Below are 23,013 nucleotides of genomic sequence, written 5' to 3'. Positions count from 1 at the left end.
CAATGCCGCACTTGATTGCAGGCGGTCAGGGCGGATAGACAGGTTCGAACGAGGAGACCAATCGCCCCATGCCCCAATCCAGACACCCCAGCAAAGACGCGTATACGCTGATACTCGACGCCATTGATGTCGGTATCTACAAGCCCGGAGATCGTCTGGTCGAAAGCGAGTTGGCCGAACGGTTCGGCGTATCCCGCACCCCCATTCGCGAGGCGCTGCAACGTCTGGAAACGCAGTCTCTGCTGGAACGGGACGGGCGATCGCTGATCGTGGCTTCCCTGAACCACAACCAGATGGCCGAACTTTACATCGTGCGGCGCGAGCTGGAGGGGCTGGCGGCGAGCCTCGCGGCCAAACATGCGACCGAGGAAGAAATTCGCGTGTTGCAGGAGATGGTGGCCGAGGATGACGCCTTGGTCGATGATCCGGCGGCGTTGTCGAGGGCGAATCGACGGTTTCATGAGCAGATCCATCTGGCCTCACACAACCGCTATCTGGTGCAGCAACTGGACCTTGTGCATCGCACCATGGCGCTGATGGCGACCACGTCTCTGGCCGCGCAAGGGCGTAGTGAAATCGCGCAGAGTGAACATAAGGGCATCGTCGAAGCCATCGCCGCACGGGATGAAGAGGCCGCAGCGAAGGCCCTGAAAGAGCATATCTCGGTCGCGTTCATGACCCGTCTGAAGCAGGATGCGATCCGGCGTGACGGCTAGACCTCTTGCGGCGGCAGGTCCTCAGAAGCCTGCCCGTGCTGGGTTTTGTCCCAGAAGAACGGTTTGGCGGCCAGTTCCCACAATGCTTTGTAGGCCGCCACGACCCCCAGTGGGAAGTATAGGATCATCGTAGGGACCCAGGGTAGCAGGAACCGTCGCTCTTTCGCCCAGACGGCGATGACGCCGATGATGAAGTTCAACGCTTCTGCGGCCAAAAACAGCCAGATCAGGGTTTTGAAGGTCTGCATCGGGATCACTTGTAGGAATGGGTTATCTAACCCCAGCGTGGTCAGCCAGAACATCCACAAAACGGGGGCCAGCAAAAACTGCCCTACCGTACCCATAAAAAACGCCTGAATACCGATGAATTTCAGCGGCCCCAGATCCCTTAGCAAGCGCAAGGGTGCGCGCATATGGACAAGGTAGGTGACCATGAAGCCTTTGAGCCAGCGCGAGCGTTGCTTGACCCAAGGCCAGGCGCGAAAGTTGGCCTCTTCAAAGGTGGTGGTGTTCACGATCTCGGTCCGGTAGCCGGCGCGGCAGAGGCGCACGCCCAGATCGGCGTCCTCGGTCACGTTGTGGGCGTCCCATCCGCCAAGCTCCAGCAGTTTGTCGCGGCGAAAGAAGAAGGTCGTGCCGCCCAGAGGGACCACGAAACCCAGTTTGGCGATCCCCGGAAGAATAACGCGGAACCAGCTGTTATATTCGATCGTAAAGCAGCGAGAGCGCCAGTTAGTGCGCGGGTTGTAGTAGTCCAGCGCGCCTTGCAGGCAGACAACTTCGGGCGCAGCCTGTGTGAAATGATCAACGACCCGCTCAATCTGATCGGGTTGCGGGGCGTCCTCGGCATCCCAGACCCCCAGAATGTCGCCCCGACAGAAATCCAAAGCGTAGTTCATGGCGCGAGGTTTGGTGGTCAGGCCGTTCAACTCGGGCACTTCGATGGTTCGGATCCAACTGGGAAGGTCAACCTTTGACAATGTGTCCCGTGTGACATCGTCCTTTTCCTCTAGCACCAAAATCACATCCAGTAGCGCCTTGGGGTAGGTCAGGCGTTGAAGGCGTCGGATCAGCGCGCCTGCGATCTCACGCTCTTTGTACAAAGGCACCATGATCGACACGCAGGGCTGCCGCAGAGCGGTCACCGGCGAGGACGGTGCAGGCTGCGGGCGCAAGTTTTGGTGGGCAAAGGCCAAGAGGCCTGAGAACCGCATGATCATGAACAACAGCAGGGACACCACAGCCGCCGTCGCCAGAACGGCCATCCCCGTCAACGGAAACGAAACGAAAGCCAGTAATGCCAGCACCACTATGCTGGCGCTTCGGGTCCGGCTCCAGGCGGTCCAGGTGCGGCAACTATGATCCTCGGTCACGCGGGCCTCGGCGTTTTGGGCCAACTGGTCCGAGAAGATCTGCGCAATCGAGCGGTCGATCTGATCGGCAGCGGCGACAACCGGAACGATGGTCAAGTCGCAGCCCACCATTTCGGCTGACACAGTGGCAAAGCGATCCGGGCGCGCGGTGGCGACAAATAGAAACGGACCGATCTGCAGCCAAGGGATCACGTTGTGGCGCAGCCAGAACTCCATTGGTTTGAGAGTGCTTAACTCTGCCGAAGGCGGGGTTTGTAGCAGATCGGCGATCTGCAGATTGGTTTGCGCGGACAAAGCGGCCAGAACATCTTTGCGGTTGGCCCAGCCTTCACTCACCAGAATTTCTCCGAGCGGAGCGTTCTGGCGGGCCTGAAGGTCCAACGCTTGAGCCAGCTGGTCCTGCGTGATCACCCCGGCATCAACCAGACACGCCCCTACGGGTTTGCGAAGCTCAGGCGACGGGATCGGATGTGTTGCAGAGATTTGTTGTGCGTTCAAATCAACCATAAAAGAAAAAAACCCCGACGCCTTTTGTTGGCGTCAGGGTTGAACGACTAAGGTTAACGCGCGGTTAACTCTGATAAACACACGGAATTTTTGTGTTTACGCCTGTGCTTTTGCGTCCGCCATCGCGCTGGCAAAACGTTCAAACAGGTAGAAACTGTCCTGCGGTCCGGGGGAGGCCTCGGGGTGGTATTGAACCGAATACACCGGGCGGTCGGTCATGCGGATGCCGCAGTTGGAGCCGTCAAACAACGAACGGTGTGTTTCCACCACGCCGTCGGGCAGTGACTGCGCGTCCACCGCGAATCCGTGGTTCATCGAGGTGATCTCGACCTTGCCGGTTTCCAGATCCTTGACCGGGTGGTTCGCGCCGTGGTGGCCGTGGTTCATCTTGACGGTCTGCCCGCCAAGCGCCAAGGCCAGCATCTGGTGACCGAGGCAAATACCGAACACCGGCAGCTTGGTGGTGTCGAGGATCTCCTTGATCATCGGTACGGCATATTCGCCTGTGGCCGCCGGATCGCCGGGGCCGTTGGACAGGAAGACGCCATCAGGCTCATGGGCCAGAACCTCGCCCGCTGTGGCAGTTGCGGGCAGAACGGTCACGTCACATCCGGCCGACGCCAGGCAGCGCAGGATGTTGCGCTTTGCGCCAAAATCAAGTGCTACAACCTTGTGGGCAGGGGCCTCTTGCCGTTGGTAGCCGTCAGGCCAGGCCCAACGCATCTCATCCCAGCGGTAGCTTTGGGCGCAGGTGACGTCTTTCGCGAGGTCCATCCCTTCAAGCCCGGCAAAGCCGCGTGCGGCGGAAACCAGAGCTTCGATGTCGAAATTACCCTCGGGGTCGTGGGCCAATGCGACGTGCGGCGCACCCTGCTGGCGGATCGCGCGGGTCAGGCGGCGGGTGTCGACGCCACCGATCGCGATACGGCCACGACGCTCCAGCCAGCCCTTCAACTCTTCAGCTGAGCGCCAATTCGATGGCTCGGTCGGGTCCCATTTGACGACCATGCCCGCAGCCACCGGATCACCGGTTTCATCGTCTTCGGGGTTCACGCCGACATTGCCGATATGCGGGAAGGTGAAGGTCACGATCTGCCCGGCATAGGAGGGGTCGGTCATGATCTCTTGGTAGCCGGTCATGGCAGTGTTGAAGCACAGCTCGGCCACGGTCTGTCCGGTGGCGCCGAAGCCCATTCCGTAGAACAAAGTTCCGTCGGCCAAAGCCAGACATGCGGTGGGCTTGGACGGGGCGTTCTGGGCCATGGCGCAACTCTCCTATAGGTAAATCGGCGCATACCTAAGGGGGTTACACGTTCGGGTCAAGTCTGATCATTTTTTAGGCTATTGTTGTTTTTCAATAGCTTATCGGTATTCGCCCCCTGTTGTATCACGCTTTTTGTTTGGATATGTTCGGGGTTCCTTTGTCATGGGGATGGACAAACCATATGGATATGCGATCACGGGTGAATGCCGCCCTGAAGCAAGCGATGAAAGACAAGGCCGCTGAAAGGTTGTCGACTCTGCGGTTGATCAATGCTGCGATCAAGGATCGCGATATCGCCGCACGCGGCTCGCAAAACGAAGAAGCCAAGGGCTGCGGCGACGCCGAGGTTCTTGAAATTCTTGGTAAAATGACCAAGCAGCGCAAGGAAAGCGCCCGCGCGTATGAAGAGGGCGGACGTCTGGATCTGGCGGAACGGGAATTGCTGGAAGTCTCGGTGATCGAGGAATTCCTGCCCAAGCAGCTGGATGAAGATGAGGTCTCGAAAGCGATTCAGACCGCCATCACCGCGACTGGCGCGGGCTCGATCCGCGATATGGGCAAGGTGATGGGCGAGTTGAAGACGCGCTACACCGGTCAGATGGATTTCGGCAAGGTCGGTCCGATGGTCAAAGACCATCTGTGCGCCGCCTCGAACGGCGACTGCTGAGACTGAACCCCTTTACTGCGCGGCCGGTCCGCGCAGTTTTGCTATCAGGTCGTCATAGAGGGTGATCCGCTCATCCTCGGACAGAAACGCGCCAATCTCGACCTCGCGACCAGCTCCGATCAGGGTCACGTAGTGCGGCACTGGCCCACCGGTTTCGTGCATCTCGGGGCGGGCCCAATACCTGTTGCAAGACCATTCCTGCTGCTGTTTTCCCGGTGACTGATGGATCAGACGCGCCTGTGAGCCGCTGAGGGTTAGAACCTCGACCGCGCTGCGCGCTCGGTAGTTCGTCTGGATCGCGAGCCACAGGCCCAGAACTGTCAGCAACAGGAAGGGCAGCAACCCCCACAAGACTACCGATCCCAGCATGGCCAGAACGGGAATAAGACCGAAGGTGAAAACCGACAGAATCACAATCATCGCGCCACGCGGAGGCAATGAGTTATGCGGCCAGAGGCGCAATTCCTGTTCGGTGTCCGATGTATGATTCCATTGATAGGGCATAGCGGAAAACTAGCGCAAAGTTATGTGCTGTCTAAGGTTAAAGATCAAACGACATGGCCAACCCGGACCCAGGAAAGCGCATCGTCCAATCTGTCATCGCCCCAGAATACCTCGCCTCTGACGACAAGGCTGGGTGCGCCGAAAACCCCGAGGCGTTTTGCGTGTTCTGTCTCAGCCTCTAGCGCCGCGACGGCATCGGTGCTGCGCGCGCGGGAAAGTACAAGGCGGGGATCTTGCTGGCACCGCAAAAGGGCCTCGGACAGAGCGGTCTCGCTGCCCGCCTCGACGCCGTCTTCAAACCAGATCCGATAGAGGTTCTGGGTGAAATCCTTACCCCAACCCTCACTCATCCCGAGTAGGGCGATCTGATTGGCCAGAGGCAGGTCCGAAATAGGGTAGGGCGCGGGCAGTTTGGCATGGATGTGATACTTGGCCGCCCGGCGTTCGATATCGCGCCACATATAGGCAGATTTCACCGGCTTACCGGCAAAGGGTACGTTCTGCTGTTCGGACATCACGCTGCGCACGTTGAACGGACGCCAACGCACAGAGGCGTCGTTTTCGGCACACCAATCATCAAGGCGCATGATCGTCAGAAAGCTGTATGTGCTGCCGATCGAATACCAAAAGTCAATTTCGGGCATCTGGACCCTCCCCGGATTGCCGGATGAGTTTCCCTTACCAGAATAGCCTATTTTGCCCGATCTGGCGATGTGTTGTTCCAAAAGGTGAGTGCGAAAAGAAAAACCCCGCCGGGATGGCGGGGTTTGTTTGTTTCTCAGCTCGGGCTTAGTGCGCGTGGCCTTTGTCCCAGTCTTCCTGCTTTGGCAGTTGCTCGAACGTGTGCTCGGGCGGCGGGGTGGGCAGGGTCCATTCCAGCGTATCCGCGTATTCGTTCCATGGGTTCGGACGTGTTTCCTTTGCGCCGCGGAAGAGGGCGTAGAACACGATTCCGAAGAACAGCAGGAACGAAGCGAAGGACACGAATGCACCGATCGATGACACGAAGTTCCACTGAGCGAATGCCTCAGGGTAGTCGATATAGCGGCGCGGCATGCCTTGGCGGCCCAGGAAGTGCTGCGGGAAGAAGGTCAGGTTGGCGCCGATGAAGAACATCCAGAAGTGAACCTTGCCCCAGAACTCCGAGTACTGACGACCGGTCATCTTCGAGAAGTAGAAGTAGACGCCAGCGAAGATCGCGAAGACGGCACCCAAGCTCATCACATAGTGGAAGTGTGCCACGACGTAATAGGTGTCGTGATAGGCACGGTCGATACCGGCCTGCGACAAAACCACACCGGTCACACCGCCTACGGTGAACAGGAACAGGAATCCGAAGGCGAACAGCATCGGTGTCTTGAACTCGATCGAGCCGCCCCACATGGTGGCAATCCACGAGAACACCTTAACGCCGGTCGGAACTGCGATAACCATCGTGGCCAGCATGAAGTAGGCCTGCTGACGCAGCGACATGCCAACGGTGTACATGTGGTGCGCCCAAACGACGAAGCCCAGAACACCGATCGCGATGATTGCCCAGACCATCGGCAGGTAACCGAAGATCGGCTTGCGTGCGAAGGTTGCAATCACGTGGCTGATGATGCCGAAGCCGGGCAGGATCACGATGTACACTTCCGGGTGGCCGAAGAACCACAGGATGTGCTGATACAGGATTGGGTCACCGCCACCGGCCGGATCAAAGAACGTAAAGCCGAAGTTGCGGTCCATCAGCAGCATGGTAATCGCGCCGGCCAGAACGGGCAGCGACAGCAGAATCAGCCAGGAAGTGACGAAGATCGACCAACTGAACAGCGGCACCTTGAACAGGGTCATGCCTGGGGCACGCATGTTCAGGAAGGTGGTGATCATGTTGATCGCGCCCAGAATCGATGACGCGCCCGAAACGTGAACGGCGAAGATCGCGAGGTCCATGGACATGCCGCCCTCAGTCGTGGACAGCGGTGGATATAGAACCCAGCCTACGCCTGAACCCAGCTGGTCGTTACCGCCGGGGCTGAGCAGCGAAGCCACACCCAGAGAGGTACCAGCGACGTACAGCCAGAAGGACAGGTTGTTCATCCGCGGGAACGCCATATCCGGCGCGCCGATCTGCAACGGCATGAAATAGTTGCCAAATCCGCCAAACAGGGCGGGGATGACAACGAAGAACATCATCAGAACACCGTGATAGGTGATCATCACGTTCCACAGATGGCCGTTTGGCGTACATGGATCGGCCATGAAGCCTTCCAGGCACATGTACTGAACACCGGGGTGCATCAGCTCAAGCCGCATGTAAACGGTCATTGCCACCGAGATGAACCCGGCGATAGCCGAGAAGATCAGGTAGAGAATCCCGATGTCCTTGTGGTTGGTCGACATGAACCAGCGCTGAAAGAACGAGCGCTCGTCTTCATGATCGTGGCCATGAATGGCTGCGTCTGCCATTTTAGGTGCCTCCTGTTGCAACTACGCCGCGCAACCAGACCTCTCCGGTGCGCGCGATTACTGCTGGTTTTAGATTGCGTTGAGGTTGCCTTCAATGGCCGAGTTTGATCTGGATCAAGAATAATTGTCGCGGGCAGAGCGCTGCGCCGCGAATTCAGATCATGAGTGGCTCGAATCTGGCTATTTCATTTCTTCTTTCAAGAGGTCGCGCAGGTTCGTTGGCCTGAATCGGCCGAGTTCCGCCTTGACCGACGCACGTTCGAACCGCAGAACTCCTTTGAACCCATTGCAATTTCAGAGGCCCGACATGTCAGCATATGATCCGGACAATATTTTCGCCAAAATCCTGCGAGGAGAGATCCCCTCGACCCGCGTATACGAAGATGATGAGACGCTGGCGTTTATGGACATCATGCCTCGCGCCGATGGTCATCTCCTGGTCATTCCGAAAACTCCGTGCCGCAATGTGCTGGATGCGACGCCCGAGCAGTTGAATGCCGTTATGGCAACCGTTCAGAAACTGGCACGTGCTGCCAAGCAGGCGTTCGACGCCGGTGGGGTGACGATTCAGCAATTCAACGAAGCCGCAGGCGGGCAGGAGGTCTTCCACCTGCATTTTCACATTCTGCCTCGACATGAAGGTGAACCCCTGCGCGCACCTGGCAAGATGGGGGATTTCGAAGCGATCGCCAAACACGCTGAGCAAATCAAGGCCGCGCTCTAAGCTTAGAGCATTCGGGTATTGGACCGCCATAGGCGCCTGAAACATAGCCCGGAACGAAATTGCCGTTCCGATTTGGGGTCGGAACGGCAGACTCGTACTCATACACTTTACGGGTCACCGGAGCAGATCCGGGTTACCGGTTAACATACCACTCACTCAAGACTGGTAGGACAATGTTACTCTTTAACCGGGCGAATGTATGCCGGTTTAGTGGAATTTGGTTAAGCTTTTACTTAAATGGCCACAATTGCCGTCGAATATTGCAGGGTTGAAATGACCGATAGCTGCAGCTTGGAAACAGAGGGGCGCGTGCGTAGGGATTGTACGTGGATTTGGGCGTCTCGGCGATTCGATCAGGGCATTTGATGCGCTAGGCTCGGGACCAATAGCCAATAGGAAAAGAGTGCGACGAACGCGGTTGCGGACAATAGTGCCTTGAGGCTCTAGTCCTACCCTATTGCAATGCGCCGCCGGTACTTCAGCCTTCCAAACAAGATCGCGTATCTGGGTGCCTGGGACAACCTTCTTGGAGCTAAAGTCGTTTTGTTGTGCGACAGTCAGAAAACAAAGGCGCGGCAATGGTGATCCGTCAAAGACGGACGCAAAGCTACTTTTCAGTTACAAAGATTAGTCGCGGCATTGAGGGGAAACGGCCAAGCTATTGTTTTTTTGGTGCGGTCGAGATGCATTGAAGACTTGAACTCGCATATTTCTGTCCGTTTCAGGTTGCCTCAGGAATTGTTCTAAACCACTGCAAAACATAAAAACTTAGATTACATTCGTCGCAGGATGGTTCACTGTGTCTCACAGTAGAAGGTGGACCATAGGGTGGACCAATGCCAGCGCTCAACAAGCTATCATCATTGCAGGTAATGAATGCCAAACCCGGCAAATACTCGGACGGCGGGGGCCTCTGGTTGCACAAAAATAATGGTGAAGGTGGTAAGTGGTTCCTTCGAGTACATGTCCACGGGCGTCGTAGAGAGATGGGTTTGGGGGCTTTGTCAGCCGTATCTTTGAAGGAAGCGCGAGGAAGCCGAGAAATGGCGGCCCGTAGCCCGTAAAGGCAAAGACCCCATCAAAGAACAAGAACGGATACGCCGGGAAGCTGCTTAGACCGATCACGCTTTGACCGTGGTCGCGAAAGATACCTTCAGGAAATTAGAGAAAGGCGAATACGCCAGATCTCGCATCAGATCAAATTTCGAGAAGAAGCTTACAGGTTCTTTCTCCGAGTTGCCGCCGCCGGGTAGGCACTGAGATCGGACAAAGTAGGCCAAAAGCACAAAGGTTGAACGTCTGATGAACGAGCGCGCGGATCTATTTCAACCAGCAAGATGAAAAACTCAGGGCGTGCTAGTGTATTTTTTGCACCAACAGCCTGGTCTTAATCACCATCCATATATGCAGTCTTTCAAGCGATATTCGCCGCTCGATCCTCCGACATTTCAGCCATTTCGACGGCCTTGTCTATCAAGAACAACGCCTCCATCTTGGTTTTGGCTTTAAGCATAACTTCTTCGCTAACTTGGAAGCCAATTGGCCGACCTGAAGTTGTGTCACCGGAAATTTCCTTCAATAACTCGGGAAGCGGAGCACCCAACTGGTCCACACTCAAATCAATTTGATTGTCATAGATCATCAAGAATATGCCATTTCCCCAATAGGTCGCCACTTTGCGCCCTTGCTGATTGGCTGTCAGAAGCGCGGTACCAGCTAAAGTCATGGCACTACGGAATTCACTGACCGTGCTCGTCTCATAGATTTGTTCGGCTTCTATGCATTTCACCGCCACAAGCTTTGCAGCCATAGAGTGCATCGTCGAAAGCTGAATTACGTAGTTCTCAAATTCAGCTAACCCAATGAAACCGGGCACATCTCCGAAACATTGCGGATCACTTAAGCGAACGTTCGGACTATTGCCAAAACACAACTCAAAATCCGCTTCAGCTTCCAGCACTTCGATTGCGGCTCTGCGTTCCGCTGCCATTCTATAGGCGTCAGACAACCTCTGCTTTAGATCAGAGAACTCAAAAGGCTTTGTAACGTAGTCCGTTGCCCCAACTCCGAATGCTTCGTCGATGTACTCTTTTTGCACCATGGCGGTCACCATGATAATGGGCGTGTACGTGTACTCTGGTAATTTTCGCACTTCTTCGCAAAGAGTTATGCCGTTCATTTGCGGCATCTGCACATCTAGTAGCAAGCAGTCGAACGCTTCGTTAGGTCGTGACAGTATTTCAATGGCCTCTGGCCCACTTCTGGCGGTGACAACGTCTTTATAACCGAACGCGTCTAGAACTCTATCCAGCAACTCCAGGATGCTAGGATCGTCGTCTACAGCAAGTATACGCATAACTTTTCACCAACCTTTTACATCTCACCAAACGTTGGGCATTGCAGACTTCAGGCAACGGTTGGCTCGCGAATGATACACTCAGGATTTTCTCAGCCTCTCTTACGAAGGCGGCAAAACGGTGACATAAGGTGGGCTTCCTTATGTTTGTACATTTTTTTAATTTGTACAATCCTTCCCGTGCGAGAGCGCATACTGAAAAGCAAATCCCTCCAATTCTTGATGCCATTTTATCTTTGCTCCTATCAGCCGTCACGACGGCCTCGAAATACTATCGGATAGCTAAACAGCGCCTGATCCATCGAGAATTTGAAATGAATACAACAGAGAAGCTGTATTTTTTTCAAAGTGTTGCCAGACATGGGAAAAAAACGGAACCTGCGGGAGAAAATAGAAGCCAAGAACTTTCTAAAGTTTTTGGTCAGTCAGCGAAGGTAATCAAAGGAAGGGAGGAGATTTAGACACACCTGTCCATCTATTCGGGCAACTACCGCATAGGGTTGTGGACTAGCTGAGTTGAATCTTGCCATAAGTGTGTCAGAAGTATGAGTAAAATATGGACCAACCACTCAGGTATAAGCAAACATACCCGGTCCCGGAGAAGCTTCCGGAACTAACACCTGCTAACGGCACTTTAGGCGCACCAAATACTGTGGCGCGACTAGAAATTTTTGCTGTCAATAGCAGTCCGCCAATGCCACGAGGCAATATTGGCCATATTCGCGCGACTACACTTAATTTTCGCAATATTTCCGAGCATGGCAACCTTCTGACAAAATACCTTGAAACGAGAAAATCAATTTTCATTGACCAGTTAAAGTGGCAAGTTGGTGAAGCTGACGGTATGGAATTTGACCAATACGACACGCCAGCCTGTCGATGGGTTGTGTTGCATGAGTTCGGTGAGGTCTTAGGAGGTGTGCGACTTCTGCCCACGACCGCAGAGTGCGGGGTATATAGTTATATGCTGCGCGACGCGCAAAGAGGTATCCTTAAAGGAATACCATCTGACGTTCTATTTATTGACGCCCCGGTAAAGCGCTCTGTTTGGGAAGCATCCCGTTTCTTCGTGGCAAAGGATGTTGCATCGTCACGCAGGCTTCCGGTTCAACAGGAGTTGTTTCACCAGATGACTACTGTCGCGATGGAAGGTGGTGCAACCAGCATCCTGGGCATCGTCCCGTCAGTCTGGGCGCGGTGGTCACGGCGACTGGGCATCAATGCCTCGCCTGTCGGCGCAAAGTTTTCCATCGATGGCACCATCAGTCAGTCGGTTTTATTCAATATCCAAAAGTAAATGGAACACCTCACCCACTAGATTGTCTTATTTTCTCTTGGACGCCCGACGCATATTTCATTGCAACTAAGGTTGATTTTGAGACTATTGGGAAAACTCGGCTGTATTGCATTTTCGTGGGGTTTCCAGAGGCGATGCGTAGACTTCCAAACGTTGTTCAATCCCGTAGTTTTGCGATCGTAGACTGCCATTTAGCGCCAACAGATTGCCGAAAAAAAAGGTTAAGAGAAAGCGACGCTAGTTCACAACAAAAACTGGCAATTCGTTGTTGAGGCCGTTGGCGCCAAATAAAGGTCAAGAAAAAGCCCCTTTCTACGAAGACTTTCTCCATTTTTGCCGCTGTTTCGACCCACTCTCCTCATAAGTTTATCCCGTTATGAGGATATCGGTGGTTCACCAGTTATGAGACATTCCACAATTGGCAGTGATCGGTTCCAAAGAAATTTAGAGCATCGAGCACAAAGAAAGACCGCACTTACTGTACTGGCGGTTGATGATGATCCTGACATTTTGAAATTGCTCCAGTCAGCACTTCCTGAACTCGAAAACTGCAATGTGGCTGCTGCCAGTTCAGCTGATGAAGCGCTTGGGATGATAGAATCAGCAGAATCCCCGTTCGACTGTATGCTTGTTGACATTCAGATGCCCGGAACCTCAGGGATAGAGTTGCTTTCACAAATCCGAAACCTGCCGGAAAATCTGGAAACACCTGTCATAATGCTGACTGCACTGGATGACAGGCAGAACATCGAGAAGGCATTTTTGGAAGGCGCGTTTGATTATGTGACTAAACCCTTCGACTTCTTTGAATTGCGCAGCCGTATGAACGCTGCTCACCTTCTGATGATGGAGAGAAAGAAAACCCAATCCTCATCGGTGTCGATAGAAAATCTTCGCAGTGAATTGGAATTCAACCAGAAATTCAATTTTAAGGATCCTTTGTCAATCGACGAGCAGGAAAAATGCTTGGGGTATGTCGAATTCGACAACTATGTCGAGCAGCTTTCACGGAGGCGTCGATTTGACACCTGGGTCACCGCAATCAAATATCGTGACGCCGAGTATCACTTTGATCTGGGGAATTTTGGTGATTTTCGGCGATCTGTTTCCGACATTGGATTCTGCATTGAAAGAACAACACAGGCTGTTGGGGGAATCTATTCCTATCGCGGGAGTGGCACATTTCTCGTTGTTACACATGGGCGGGAACGCACCCAGAATATTCCGACCGAAGCTTTCCTAAACCAAGAACTAGGGACTGTTCTCAGCAACCGCTGCGCATCTGTCCATCTTAAAGTGGTGAAAGGTACACCGGTATCGCTTCGTTCTTTTACGAAGGTTGGAGCATTCGCTTCTTTGGACATGGCTATCAAAAAAGTGAATCATCGCGAGGCCAATCTCAGAAAGGGCCTGGTTACAACCTCTTCCACATTTTCAGAGCCCACACCGCATCGCAAAGAAATGGTCGACGATAGATTGTTTGATGTAGTCTTACATGAGCTGTACGGCGATAACACTTACCTCACTCGCCGGCAGTAAGCTAATTCTATCGTCAGGCCTGACGTCGATCAAAGGTTAGGCAATGTAGTTTAGATATCAACTTTATTCGCGAGCCCGTTCGGCATTGAGGATGAGTGGGCCACTGGTACGCATGGTGAATGTCAAAACTGGTTCTGGTAATTGAGACTCTGTAATCGAAAAATTTATTCGACGGAGCACCGAAGCCATAAGTACCATGATTTCAGTTTCAGCGTACTGAGCACCTATGCAGATTCTGGGACCATCTCCAAATGGAATGTACTGACCTCGAGATAGTGCAGATCCCAAGAACCGTTCCGGTCGATAGTGGTCAGGAGCATCCCATAGTTTTTCGTTTCTGTGCAAAGAGTAAACTGGAAAGAACAGCGCGTCACCATTTGCAATCTTTACCCCTTTGATTTCGAGGTCGGCAGATGCGTCTCTAGCAAAGAACGCGGCTGAAGGGTAAAGCCGCAGCGTCTCTTTTACATGGGCGCGCAGGAGTGGCATTGCCTCCAGGTCAGAAAACTCCATTGGACCTTTTGGGCGAACCGACCGAATTTCTTGTCTAACCATAGCTTGCATATCTTGGTGCAACGCCAGCAGATAATACCCCCAGGCCAGAGCGTTGGCGGAAGTTTCATGACCAGCGACGACAAAGGTTAAAAGGTTGTCAACGGTTGTCGCTTCATCCTCGAAATCTGTTTTTAACGCCTCAATCATGAAATCGAGGAAATCCTGTGGCTCGCTGCGGCATTCGGAGCGACGCTGATCAATAACCTGTCTGGCGAGGTTTCGCATATTGGTGACCGGGGCCAGGCTGCGTAGCCAATTCTTGCGCGGCACCCATTTTGGCAAACCCATTAAATCGAAAAGAGACAAATCAGAAATGTACTCAAAATACTTGATCAGCCCCACGCGTATTTGCTCTGAACTGACTTTCTTGTTACCCGAAAAAATCACCCTAGAAATATTCGTCAACGTTGATGCAGGCGCAATTTGTGCAACATCTACGGGGCCTTCGTGTTCCGCCAATGAATCTGCAATCTCGACACCAGTCTCTGCAAAATGCCGAGTCAGAACCGGGAGGTTCCTGGCGGCGAATAGTGGAGAATACCTACGCCGCTGCTGACGCCATTTTTCCCCTTCAGAGAGTATCAACCCGTTGCCTACAGCCGATCCAATAATGTCTTTAGTGAACTTGGCTTTGGGAAACGAACGGCCCTGCCCGACAAGTAACTCGGTTATTATTTCAGGATCGCAGATATAGTGTATGTTCAAAGGCCCACGAACATAAGTTTCACGCAAAGTATCGGCCGGGATGACTTCAAACATGTTTCGACCAGCGGACCTTGCAAACTGAAGCAGTGTCACCGGCTTTTTTGCAAGCCTAGCCGAAACAGGAGCGACAGCGCCCTGTCCCAACTTCGTAAATTCAACTGCAGTCAAACCCCAACCCTTTTAGATTTTCTCCTTCTTTCTGGCACATTAAGATAAAAAAAAATGCACTTAGCAACGAGATCGTCAATTTTGGGCGCCCCAAACTGCATTTGCGCAACAAAAATTTTTCAACCTCTCACACCAGAACCTTGCGTGTAACGCCAACAATCACGGTGGCCTTCAAAGGATTAGCGCCAAACTGTGAACCCAATTCAGACCAACTAAGTCCTCATTGTGCCGCTAATGGTACTGTCCAAGCGCTAATAAAACGAAGACATCTAGATGACAGCCATCGACGCCAGTCTGCCGGACCGGGACTCCGGTGAAACGGAAAACCGGCTTCTGCAAAACATCATAGATTATACTGCCATGAGCTTTGCGCTTCTGTGGCAGCGGCAGGCTATTTATCTGGCCACGACCATTTTGACTGCGTTCTTCTTCGATCCCATTAACGCCATACTGTTCTACGGGACAATCCTCATTTGCGAAGCGCAAGATTTATTGCTGGCCAAACGCGTACCGCGCTTAAAACCAGATCAGCACAAAGCAATTAGTATGATGGTTGTTTGGATTCTGTTGAACACGATCCTCAGCTCAACTGCAATCTGCCTGTATGCTGTTTCAGTAGCTTTCGCACAACCCGCCGGCGGTCACTTTACTCCAATGTTCTTCTTGTTTGCTGCGGCGTTGTTTGCAGCAATGAACAACCATCAGTTTCTGTGGGCAATGATTGTCCGTCTGACCATGTACGGCGTATCGTTCATGTTGATTGTCGTCAAGGATATCTGGACCGAACGCCCCGAGCTTTCATCTGAACTCTGGCTGCACTTCTTCACCGTTATCTTTGTAATGTACTTTCTGATTGACTGTTCGATGGTGTTTCTGAAGCTCTACCGCAGGAATTTGGAACAACTCGAAAAGCTCAAAGCAGAGCACGAAAGAACAAAAGCGGCCTACATTGCGAAAACTCAGTTCATATCGACAGTTAGCCATGAACTGCGTACGCCTCTCACTTCGATCAAGGGATCACTTGACCTAATCAACACAGGCGCATTGGGTGAAGCTCCCGAATCAATGCAAAGCCTCATTCATTTAGCAGGTAAAAACTGCGAAAGGCTCGCATCCCTAATCAATGATGTGCTGGACATTCAAAAAATGGAAGCGGGCGAGATGAACTACCGTGAAGGAACTGTCGATGTACATGCGCTGATTCAGGAAGCGATTGCCTGTAACATGGGATACACCAGTGCTCACAACGTAGAAATTGCAGAAGACTTAAGGGGAAACAACGATCTGTACGTTAAAGGTGATGCCTCCCGCCTTCTTCAGGTTTTGGCTAACATTATCTCCAACGCAGCTAAGTTCTCCCTCGATGGAGGCGAGATAACCGTCGGATGCGAGAAAGTCGGCGGGAATATTCGCCTCTTCGTCAAAGACCATGGCATCGGGATACCTGAGGGATTCCATGACAAAGTTTTTGATCGCTTTTCCCAGATAGACTCCTCCGATGAACGTCACGCAGGCGGTACCGGACTCGGGATGCACATTTCAAAGGAAATTGTTGAGCAATTTGGCGGTACAATAGACTACAGAAGCAAACTTGGTGAAGGCACAGAGTTCTTTGTATTGTTTCCCGCAATAAGCGGGCACGAGGTAGGTTCCGCCCGAGCCGAGCACACCTCACTAACCTGCGCCGTGCAATCCAAGCAACTTTAGCCGAATCCCACTAAGCCGGTCACCATGCTTTTCGAAGGAATCCCATGGTTTCAGAGCGGATTTTTCGCAGTGAAGTTAAAGCCAAAATTACATGCCCTCATGACAAGCTCAAAACCGCCTGCGGTAAAATGAGGGAGCCTGCATATTGCCAATGCAACTCCCAAAAAAAGAAAATGCTGTTCCGGTCATGAGATCGGAACAGCACACTCGTTACCAGATACATTTCCGAAGACGCAGCAGGATCACAACTTTCGGCAAATAGGCCTACTACTTGCAGGCCGCAATATTTCAACGAACATCATAAGGGGTGAGCTGTCCAAGCACCGAGAATTTCTCGTGTTTTGTTCGTTTCAGTTGTTCTAATTGATGTAAACCGGAAACAAAGAAGCTAATGACCGCCGGACTGTCAACATATTCAGCTTCTTCATCGATTCGACGCACTCTATCTGAACTAATTCACTCAAGTTTTGACGCCCAACTCAGATTGTATGGTCGTCACAGTACTTAAGCCCGTATTGCACGTTTATCTCTATATTCGCGGCTGATCAGCCTTCACAAGTGCGGCAGCTAATTTCGTTGACGCACTCATACTGACTTTTAACCAGCAATGGAGAGTCATCCTCGATAAACAGTAATTGGTGGAAGCCAATTATGTACTTGATCGGTTGTAGGGCACTCTACTCGATGATCGGAGGCATCAGCGCACGCGTGCAGAAGCCGCGAAAGCGACTACGTCGTGCTAATGACCAATTCACAAGCCTTTAGGTGGACCAAGATCGTTCACGCCAACACGATAAACTGAAATTACACAACGAAATGAATTTTCGTGACGCGGTCGAGATGTATTAAAGACTTGAACACGCATGTTTCCGACCGTTTCAGGATGGTTCACTGTGTCTGACAGTAAAAGGTGGACCAGAGGGTGGGCCAATACCAGCACTCAACAAGTTATCATCGTTGCAAGTAAAGAATGCCCAACCCGGCAAATACTCGGACGGCGGGGGCCTCTGGTTGCACAAAAAAGATGGTGACGGCGGCAAGTGGTTCCTGCGGGTTCATGTCCACGGGCGTCGAAGAGAGATGGGCTTGGGCAGCTTAGTCTTCTCTTGAAAGCCACTTTTGATGGAAAAGCTGCCTACAGGGAAATGAAGAGGGTGGTCTACAAGGTAGTCCACGTTTCGAAGTTTTACTTTAAAATACTGTAATTATTAGATTATATTTATGAAAATGGTGCGGTCGAGAAGACTCGAACTTCCACGGGAGTTACCCCACAGCGACCTCAACGCTGCGCGTCTACCAATTCCGCCACGACCGCACTGCCAATGACTTGGTAGCGCGGCGTATAGACCCTTGGAACCAGGATGTGAAGAGGCAAAAACGCGTTGGTTTAAATTCAACACCGGCGTTCATATCTGTAAAAGCCAAACCTCCAGTAGGAGCCCCCGATGACCACCCCGGATACCCGCCCCGTTGTTCAGATCGATGTTGTCTCTGATGTTGTATGCCCTTGGTGTATCGTCGGCTTCAAACAGCTTGATGAGGCGTTGCAGCAGCAAAACGTACTCGCGCGGCTCAGGTGGCATCCGTTCGAGCTGAACCCGCAGATGCCAGCCGAGGGGCAGAACCTGCGCGAACACATCATGAAGAAATACGGCAGCACCGCCGAGCAAAGCGTTCAGGCGCGCGAGAGGCTGACCTCGATTGGGGCAGAGCTTGGCTTTGCTTTCAATTTCACCGACGACAGCCGCATGGTGAACACGTTCCTGGCGCATCAGTTGTTGGACTGGGCCGAGGGGCAGGGGCGGCAGCATCCCCTGAAGCTTGCGCTTTTCGAAGCATATTTCACGGATCAAAAGGATGTTTCTGACATCGATGTACTGGCAGACGCGGCTGAGGTTGCCGGGTTGGACCCGCAAGCCGCGCGGGCGGCTTTGGCATCCGGGGATCATCAGGCCTCGGTGCGGGAGAAACAGCAATTCTGGACCAGTCGCGGCATTTCCGGCGTACCCTCGATGGTATTCGCCGGGAAATACCTGACTACAGGGGCGCAAGGGGTCGAGACGTACGCCAATGTCCTCAAGCAATGTCTGGAAGAGGCCGCGTGACCTCTTTCCCCCAACCGACCGGCACGGTATGAGGCAAGCATGGAATGGAAGATCTCAGACGGGCTGACCGACTACCAAGAGGCCGTCGCCTTTATGGAGGCACGCGTAGCGGCTATTGCTGCAGGCGAGGCCGAGGAATGCGTTTGGTTGCTCGAACACCCGCCTCTTTACACGGCAGGTACGTCTGCGCGACCCGAGGATCTGACTGACCCTGACCGGTTCCCTGTCTATGAGAGCAAGCGCGGCGGGGAATACACCTATCACGGCCCCGGTCAGCGCGTCGCCTACGTCATGCTCGACTTGAACAAGCGAGGCCGCGATGTGCGCCTATTCGTTAAACAGCTCGAAACCTGGGTGATCGCCGCATTGGATGAGTTCAACGTCAAAGGCGAGATTCGCGACGGGCGCGTTGGCGTGTGGGTGCAGCGAGACGACAAACCGCTGACAATCACCGGACAACCCGCGGAAGACAAGATCGCCGCTATTGGTCTGCGCCTGCGCAAATGGGTCAGCTTTCACGGCATCTCGATCAATGTTGAGCCTGAGCTGGACCATTTCTCGGGCATTGTGCCCTGCGGCATTCGGGAGCACGGCGTGACATCGCTGGTTGACTTGGGGTTGCCGGTTACCATGGCAGATGTGGATACTGCCCTGCAAAAGACCTTTGCGGAAGTCTTCGAACAAGCCGACGCCTAGGGTTCCAGCACTATTTCTTGCCGCAGTTTCGCAGTGGTTTTGTCGAAGATCAGGATGCGGTTGTCGTCAGTAACGACGGCATACCAGTTGTTGCCGATCGTGACCGCTTGTGCTTTGGCGCTGTCCGGCAGTTCGATCTGATCGGGCAGGGTCGGGGTTCGGTCCGATAGCCGGATGACAATCAGTGCGAATGTCACTAGAACCCCGCCAATCATCACCGCGGTCAGTAGCATGACCATGCGCCGAAGCAGCCTCAGCTGCGGCGTTTCCTGCGGTTCTTCTTGGGGTTCAGAAGGGACAGTCATGGGCACCCGACAGGTTGAGTTTCAGATCGCGGCCGCTCCGCCGCCTCGCCTTGATAAGGCGCTTTCGCGGGATGTGCCAGCCGAGGAAAACCTGTCACGCACCCGTCTGGCGCGTTTGATCGAAGAGGGCTCAGTTCTGGTCGAGGGCACTGAGGTGCGCGATCCGAAGGCCAAGGTGGCGGAAGGCGCCACGGTGGTCATCACGGTTTCAGAGGCCGAAGACAGCCATATCGGCCCCGAGGATATCCCGCTGGACGTGGTCTTCGAGGATGACGACCTGATTGTGGTGAACAAACCTGCGGGGATGGTCGTGCATCCTGCGCCAGGTTCGCCGAGTGGAACGCTCGTGAATGCGCTGCTTCATCATTGCGGGGCAGACTTGTCCGGGGTTGGCGGGATTAGACGACCTGGCATTGTCCACCGTATCGACAAGGAAACCAGTGGGCTACTTGTGGTCGCCAAGTCGGATGCAGCTCACCACGGGCTTGCGGCGCAATTCGAGGCGCATAGTGTTGAACGCTACTACCGAGCGGTTTGCTACGGAGTGCCGGATGCCAATGATCCGCGCTTGCGGGGTGTCAAAGGTGTCAGTTTCGAGCCGGGCAACATCATGCGCTTGACCACTCAGCTAGCTCGGCACAAGACCGACCGTCAGAAACAGGCGGTTCTGTTTCACGGAGGGCGGCACGCGGTGACGCGGGCGCGTGTGGTTGAAACATTTGGTGCTCCGGCGGGGCTGGCACTTATCGAATGCTGGCTGGAAACAGGGCGCACCCATCAGATTCGCGTGCACACGGCTCATGCAGGTCATGGTCTGGTCGGCGATCCGGTCTATGGCGGCAAACGCAAATTGGCAGCGAAAGCATTCAGTGCGGCAACTTCTGAGGCCGTCCGCGCCTTTCCGCGTCAGGCACTGCATGCCGCCGTTTTGGGCTTTGAACACCCGGTAACAGGCGAAAACCTTCGATTTGAAGCGGATCTGCCGCAGGACATGCAGGATCTGATTGAAACGCTGCGCGCCCCTCTGTCATAAAACGCAAACTCCTGTGAGTAAGAGTTTCTTAGCTTTCCTTTACCCAAGCTTAATTTCAAACTGTTAACGGTACCTCTTGAAAGGGATGGGTTCTTTACCCATATCGTATGTTAAAGAGCTAAACATTTGTCGGAGGGACATCAAAATGGCAAATTACGCAAATCTCCCCGCGCCGACGCCTGAGGGCGGCCTGAACCGCTATATGCAGGAAATTCGCAAGTTTCCTCTGCTGGAGCCGGAAGAAGAATACATGCTGGCCAAGCGCTGGGTCGAAGAGCAGGACACCGAGTCCGCTCATAAAATGGTCACGTCGCATCTACGTCTGGCGGCCAAGATTGCCATGGGCTATCGCGGCTACGGTCTGCCGCAGGCCGAGGTTATTTCCGAGGCCAATGTGGGCCTGATGCAGGCGGTCAAACGGTTCGACCCGGAAAAGGGCTTCCGTCTGGCGACCTATGCAATGTGGTGGATTCGCGCCTCGATCCAGGAATACATCCTGCGGTCCTGGTCGCTGGTGAAGCTGGGCACGACCTCGGCTCAGAAAAAGCTGTTTTTCAACCTGCGCAAGGCCAAGGCGCGTATCGGTGCGTTGGAAGAGGGCGACCTGCGTCCTGAGAACGTCACTCAGATCGCCAATGATCTTGGCGTGACCGAGGAAGAAGTCATCAGCATGAACCGCCGTATGTCGGGCGGCGATGCTTCGCTGAACGCGACCGTCGGGTCCGAAGGCGAAGGCACCATGCAATGGCAGGACTGGCTTGAGGACGAAGACGCCGATCAGGCGGGTGACTACGAAGCCCGTGATGAACTGGACGCCCGACGTGAGCTGCTAGCAGCCTCCCTTGAGGTGCTGAATGATCGCGAAAAGGACATCCTGACCCAGCGCCGCTTGATGGATCAGCCGGTGACTTTGGAGGAGCTCAGCACGCAATATAATGTGAGCCGCGAGCGTATTCGTCAGATTGAGGTCCGCGCTTTTGAGAAACTTCAAAAGAAAATGCGCGATCTGGCCCGTGAGAAGGGCATGTTGGCGACCCGCTGATATAGCAACTACATCGGCCCGCACATTTTGCGGGCCGATGCTTGTACGACTATGCGAAGATAAAGTCTTCTTCCGACAATTGGTGCGCCCGAACGCCCGCGAGGGTAATGCTGCCACCATCATCGAATTCGATTTCCGTACGGAAGAAGCGACCAGAGATGTCATCCTCGATATCTTCGAAGCTTGTGATTCCGTCATATCCAGTCAGATCGATTTTGTCCTGACCGGCGCGGAACCCGAAAATCCAGTCATCTCCGTCGCCTTCGTCGTAGACGAACGTGTCCGGCCCGCGCCCACCGTATAGTTTGTCGTTGCCAGCACCACCATCGATCAGGTCGGCACCTCGACCACCGAAGATTTTGTCGTTGCCTTCATCGCCGCGCAAAATGTCAGCGCCGCGACCACCGAAGATCACGTCGTTGCCTGCGCCACCAAGGGCTACATCGTCACCCGACCCGGCGCGTATGACATCTTTGCCGCCCCCGCCATGGATGAAGTCCTGGCCACGTCCTGTGAAAATGAACTCGTCAGTGTCATCTCCCAGCACGAAATCGGTGTTTTTCTGCGATAGAATGCTGGTGACAGACACAGGCAGCAGCACACCGTCTAATTCATGTATGACACCGTTGGAAGCAATCGTGTCGAAAGCAACTAGCCCAGGGTCTTCGATGCCATCATCTGCATCTCCGAGACTTGGCGGCGTGCTTTCGAGGTTTAGCTCCAGCGTTCCGCCTTGAAGGGTAGGAATCTCTGCACCATTGCCCAAACCCGCGACCTGTTCCAGCGTGAAAGCGTCACCCACGACGTGGTATGTCAGGATCTGGGTTAGCAACGGAATGGGATCGCCGCCGCCCAGCAATGTCAGCGCTTTAACGATAAAGCTGAGCGACCCAGCCTCGTCTGAGCCGGTGTATCCCAACTGTTGCGCCAGACCGATGAAGGCCGAGTCTCGTGGTGCGAAGAGTGTTAGCATCGCATCGGGGTTGTTGAGAGCATTACCCAGATCGGCTGAGAGTACCGCTTCTCTCAGTATATCGAAATCCTCTGAATCCTTGTCGAACTCTCCCGGAGCGCCGCTTTCAAGAACCAAACCGGTGATCGTTTGTGTGCCGTCGGATGACCCTGTGTCGTCCATTTCAACTTCAGTCTGAATATCTTTCATATTTCTGAATCTCCCACCCAGTTATTCGACCCAGGTTGGAGGTCCGTCAGAAACAACCCCAAGCCAAGTCGTGCGATGTAATGGGCTACGGGTCGTAGTCGGATACGGATCACTGAATATGAGAGCTTTTTTCTTTTTGA

Annotated in this window: 22 protein-coding genes and 1 tRNA gene; 12 read left to right on the top strand and 11 right to left on the bottom strand. The window is 53.7% G+C overall.

The genetic code is table 11. The features are described from left to right. Positions 1-68 precede the first annotated feature (68 nt). Positions 69-716 (top strand): GntR family transcriptional regulator, encoded by a 648-nt coding sequence (locus tag ACXAH8_RS09330; protein WP_170376422.1) that lies wholly within the window; start codon positions 69-71, stop codon positions 714-716. On the opposite strand, the gene ACXAH8_RS09325 is transcribed toward ACXAH8_RS09330, so the two are convergent. Further along, a complete protein-coding gene (locus ACXAH8_RS09325) occupies positions 713-2,596 on the bottom strand; it encodes a glycosyltransferase (protein ID WP_475217802.1) in 1,884 nt (627 codons plus the stop codon). The two genes, ACXAH8_RS09330 and ACXAH8_RS09325, sit on opposite strands and share 4 nt — an antisense overlap. Positions 2,597-2,692: 96 nt before the next feature. After that, complete coding sequence (gene carA / locus ACXAH8_RS09320; protein ID WP_475217800.1) at positions 2,693-3,859, bottom strand: glutamine-hydrolyzing carbamoyl-phosphate synthase small subunit; 1,167 nt, start codon at positions 3,857-3,859, stop codon at positions 2,693-2,695. A gap of 182 nt (positions 3,860-4,041) precedes the next feature. Here carA and ACXAH8_RS09315 point away from each other — a divergent pair, with 182 nt between their 5' ends. Then, positions 4,042-4,527: a GatB/YqeY domain-containing protein gene (locus ACXAH8_RS09315; RefSeq protein ID WP_170457931.1), complete on the top strand. Its 486-nt coding sequence runs from the start codon at positions 4,042-4,044 to the stop codon at positions 4,525-4,527. A 12-nt stretch (positions 4,528-4,539) separates the two neighbouring features. Here ACXAH8_RS09315 and ACXAH8_RS09310 read toward each other — a convergent pair whose 3' ends face one another. The 3 genes from ACXAH8_RS09310 to ctaD all read right to left on the bottom strand — a co-directional run bounded on the left by ACXAH8_RS09310 (position 4,540) and on the right by ctaD (position 7,479). Continuing rightward, positions 4,540-5,031 (bottom strand): DUF2244 domain-containing protein, encoded by a 492-nt coding sequence (locus ACXAH8_RS09310; RefSeq protein WP_170689929.1) that lies wholly within the window; start codon positions 5,029-5,031, stop codon positions 4,540-4,542. Positions 5,032-5,075: 44 nt separating this feature from the next. Beyond that, on the bottom strand, positions 5,076-5,675 hold the full coding sequence (locus ACXAH8_RS09305; RefSeq protein ID WP_475217799.1) for a DsbA family protein: 600 nt from the start codon (positions 5,673-5,675) through the stop codon (positions 5,076-5,078). 145 nt (positions 5,676-5,820) lie between these two features. Next, positions 5,821-7,479 (bottom strand): cytochrome c oxidase subunit I, encoded by a 1,659-nt coding sequence (gene ctaD, locus ACXAH8_RS09300; RefSeq protein ID WP_170470015.1) that lies wholly within the window; start codon positions 7,477-7,479, stop codon positions 5,821-5,823. A 307-nt stretch (positions 7,480-7,786) separates the two neighbouring features. Here ctaD and ACXAH8_RS09295 point away from each other — a divergent pair, with 307 nt between their 5' ends. Together ACXAH8_RS09295 and ACXAH8_RS09290 are read left to right on the top strand one after the other, a co-directional pair. Continuing rightward, the gene (locus tag ACXAH8_RS09295) at positions 7,787-8,203 is read left to right on the top strand and encodes an HIT family protein (protein WP_170470012.1); all 417 of its coding nucleotides are present in this window, start codon (positions 7,787-7,789) and stop codon (positions 8,201-8,203) included. A gap of 836 nt (positions 8,204-9,039) precedes the next feature. Continuing rightward, positions 9,040-9,267, top strand: coding sequence for an Arm DNA-binding domain-containing protein (locus ACXAH8_RS09290; RefSeq protein WP_475217797.1), 228 nt, complete (start codon positions 9,040-9,042; stop codon positions 9,265-9,267). Between the two features lie 350 nt (positions 9,268-9,617). On the opposite strand, the gene ACXAH8_RS09285 is transcribed toward ACXAH8_RS09290, so the two are convergent. Further along, positions 9,618-10,559 (bottom strand): response regulator, encoded by a 942-nt coding sequence (locus tag ACXAH8_RS09285; RefSeq protein ID WP_475217796.1) that lies wholly within the window; start codon positions 10,557-10,559, stop codon positions 9,618-9,620. 143 nt (positions 10,560-10,702) lie between these two features. On the opposite strand from ACXAH8_RS09285, the gene ACXAH8_RS09280 reads away from it, so the two are divergent. From ACXAH8_RS09280 to ACXAH8_RS09270, 3 genes are all read left to right on the top strand, one after another. After that, positions 10,703-11,020, top strand: a complete 318-nt coding sequence (locus ACXAH8_RS09280; protein ID WP_475217795.1) for a hypothetical protein — start codon at positions 10,703-10,705, stop codon at positions 11,018-11,020. Between the two features lie 95 nt (positions 11,021-11,115). Next, a complete protein-coding gene (locus ACXAH8_RS09275; protein WP_475217793.1) occupies positions 11,116-11,856 on the top strand; it encodes an acyl-homoserine-lactone synthase in 741 nt (246 codons plus the stop codon). Positions 11,857-12,258: 402 nt separating this feature from the next. Next, the gene (locus ACXAH8_RS09270; protein ID WP_475217792.1) at positions 12,259-13,395 is read left to right on the top strand and encodes a response regulator; all 1,137 of its coding nucleotides are present in this window, start codon (positions 12,259-12,261) and stop codon (positions 13,393-13,395) included. 63 nt (positions 13,396-13,458) lie between these two features. Here ACXAH8_RS09270 and ACXAH8_RS09265 read toward each other — a convergent pair whose 3' ends face one another. Continuing rightward, on the bottom strand, positions 13,459-14,709 hold the full coding sequence (locus ACXAH8_RS09265) for a cytochrome P450 (protein ID WP_475217791.1): 1,251 nt from the start codon (positions 14,707-14,709) through the stop codon (positions 13,459-13,461). A 387-nt stretch (positions 14,710-15,096) separates the two neighbouring features. Here ACXAH8_RS09265 and ACXAH8_RS09260 point away from each other — a divergent pair, with 387 nt between their 5' ends. Next, positions 15,097-16,530: a sensor histidine kinase gene (locus ACXAH8_RS09260; protein ID WP_475217789.1), complete on the top strand. Its 1,434-nt coding sequence runs from the start codon at positions 15,097-15,099 to the stop codon at positions 16,528-16,530. 288 nt (positions 16,531-16,818) lie between these two features. Here ACXAH8_RS09260 and ACXAH8_RS09255 read toward each other — a convergent pair whose 3' ends face one another. Continuing rightward, positions 16,819-16,971: a hypothetical protein gene (locus ACXAH8_RS09255; RefSeq protein ID WP_475217788.1), complete on the bottom strand. Its 153-nt coding sequence runs from the start codon at positions 16,969-16,971 to the stop codon at positions 16,819-16,821. Positions 16,972-17,758: 787 nt separating this feature from the next. Continuing rightward, positions 17,759-17,845, bottom strand: a tRNA-Leu gene (locus ACXAH8_RS09250). Positions 17,846-17,975: 130 nt separating this feature from the next. Here ACXAH8_RS09250 and ACXAH8_RS09245 point away from each other — a divergent pair. Together ACXAH8_RS09245 and lipB are read left to right on the top strand one after the other, a co-directional pair. After that, complete coding sequence (locus ACXAH8_RS09245; protein WP_475217787.1) at positions 17,976-18,635, top strand: DsbA family oxidoreductase; 660 nt, start codon at positions 17,976-17,978, stop codon at positions 18,633-18,635. Positions 18,636-18,674: 39 nt separating this feature from the next. Further along, the gene (gene lipB, locus ACXAH8_RS09240) at positions 18,675-19,331 is read left to right on the top strand and encodes a lipoyl(octanoyl) transferase LipB (RefSeq protein WP_475217785.1); all 657 of its coding nucleotides are present in this window, start codon (positions 18,675-18,677) and stop codon (positions 19,329-19,331) included. Here the strand turns inward: lipB and ACXAH8_RS09235 are convergent. Continuing rightward, positions 19,328-19,636 carry a DUF6476 family protein gene (locus ACXAH8_RS09235; protein ID WP_475217784.1) on the bottom strand — a complete coding sequence of 103 codons (309 nt, stop codon included), beginning with the start codon at positions 19,634-19,636 and terminating at the stop codon, positions 19,328-19,330. The genes lipB and ACXAH8_RS09235 overlap by 4 nt on opposite strands. Between ACXAH8_RS09235 and ACXAH8_RS09230 the strand changes: the two genes are divergently transcribed. After that, entirely contained in the window at positions 19,635-20,669 is a 1,035-nt protein-coding gene (locus tag ACXAH8_RS09230) for an RluA family pseudouridine synthase (protein ID WP_475217783.1), read from the top strand. The two genes, ACXAH8_RS09235 and ACXAH8_RS09230, sit on opposite strands and share 2 nt — an antisense overlap. Positions 20,670-20,814: 145 nt before the next feature. Beyond that, the gene (gene rpoH / locus ACXAH8_RS09225; protein WP_170376464.1) at positions 20,815-21,711 is read left to right on the top strand and encodes an RNA polymerase sigma factor RpoH; all 897 of its coding nucleotides are present in this window, start codon (positions 20,815-20,817) and stop codon (positions 21,709-21,711) included. A gap of 49 nt (positions 21,712-21,760) precedes the next feature. Here the strand turns inward: rpoH and ACXAH8_RS09220 are convergent, their stop codons facing one another. Further along, on the bottom strand, positions 21,761-22,873 hold the full coding sequence (locus tag ACXAH8_RS09220; protein ID WP_475217781.1) for a fasciclin domain-containing protein: 1,113 nt from the start codon (positions 22,871-22,873) through the stop codon (positions 21,761-21,763). Positions 22,874-23,013 lie beyond the last annotated feature (140 nt).

The sequence above is a fragment of the Ruegeria sp. ABV3_008 genome, assembly GCF_056161185.1.
Note: the sequence above shows the minus strand (reverse complement) of the source record. Positions and strands in the feature narration are given on the sequence as shown.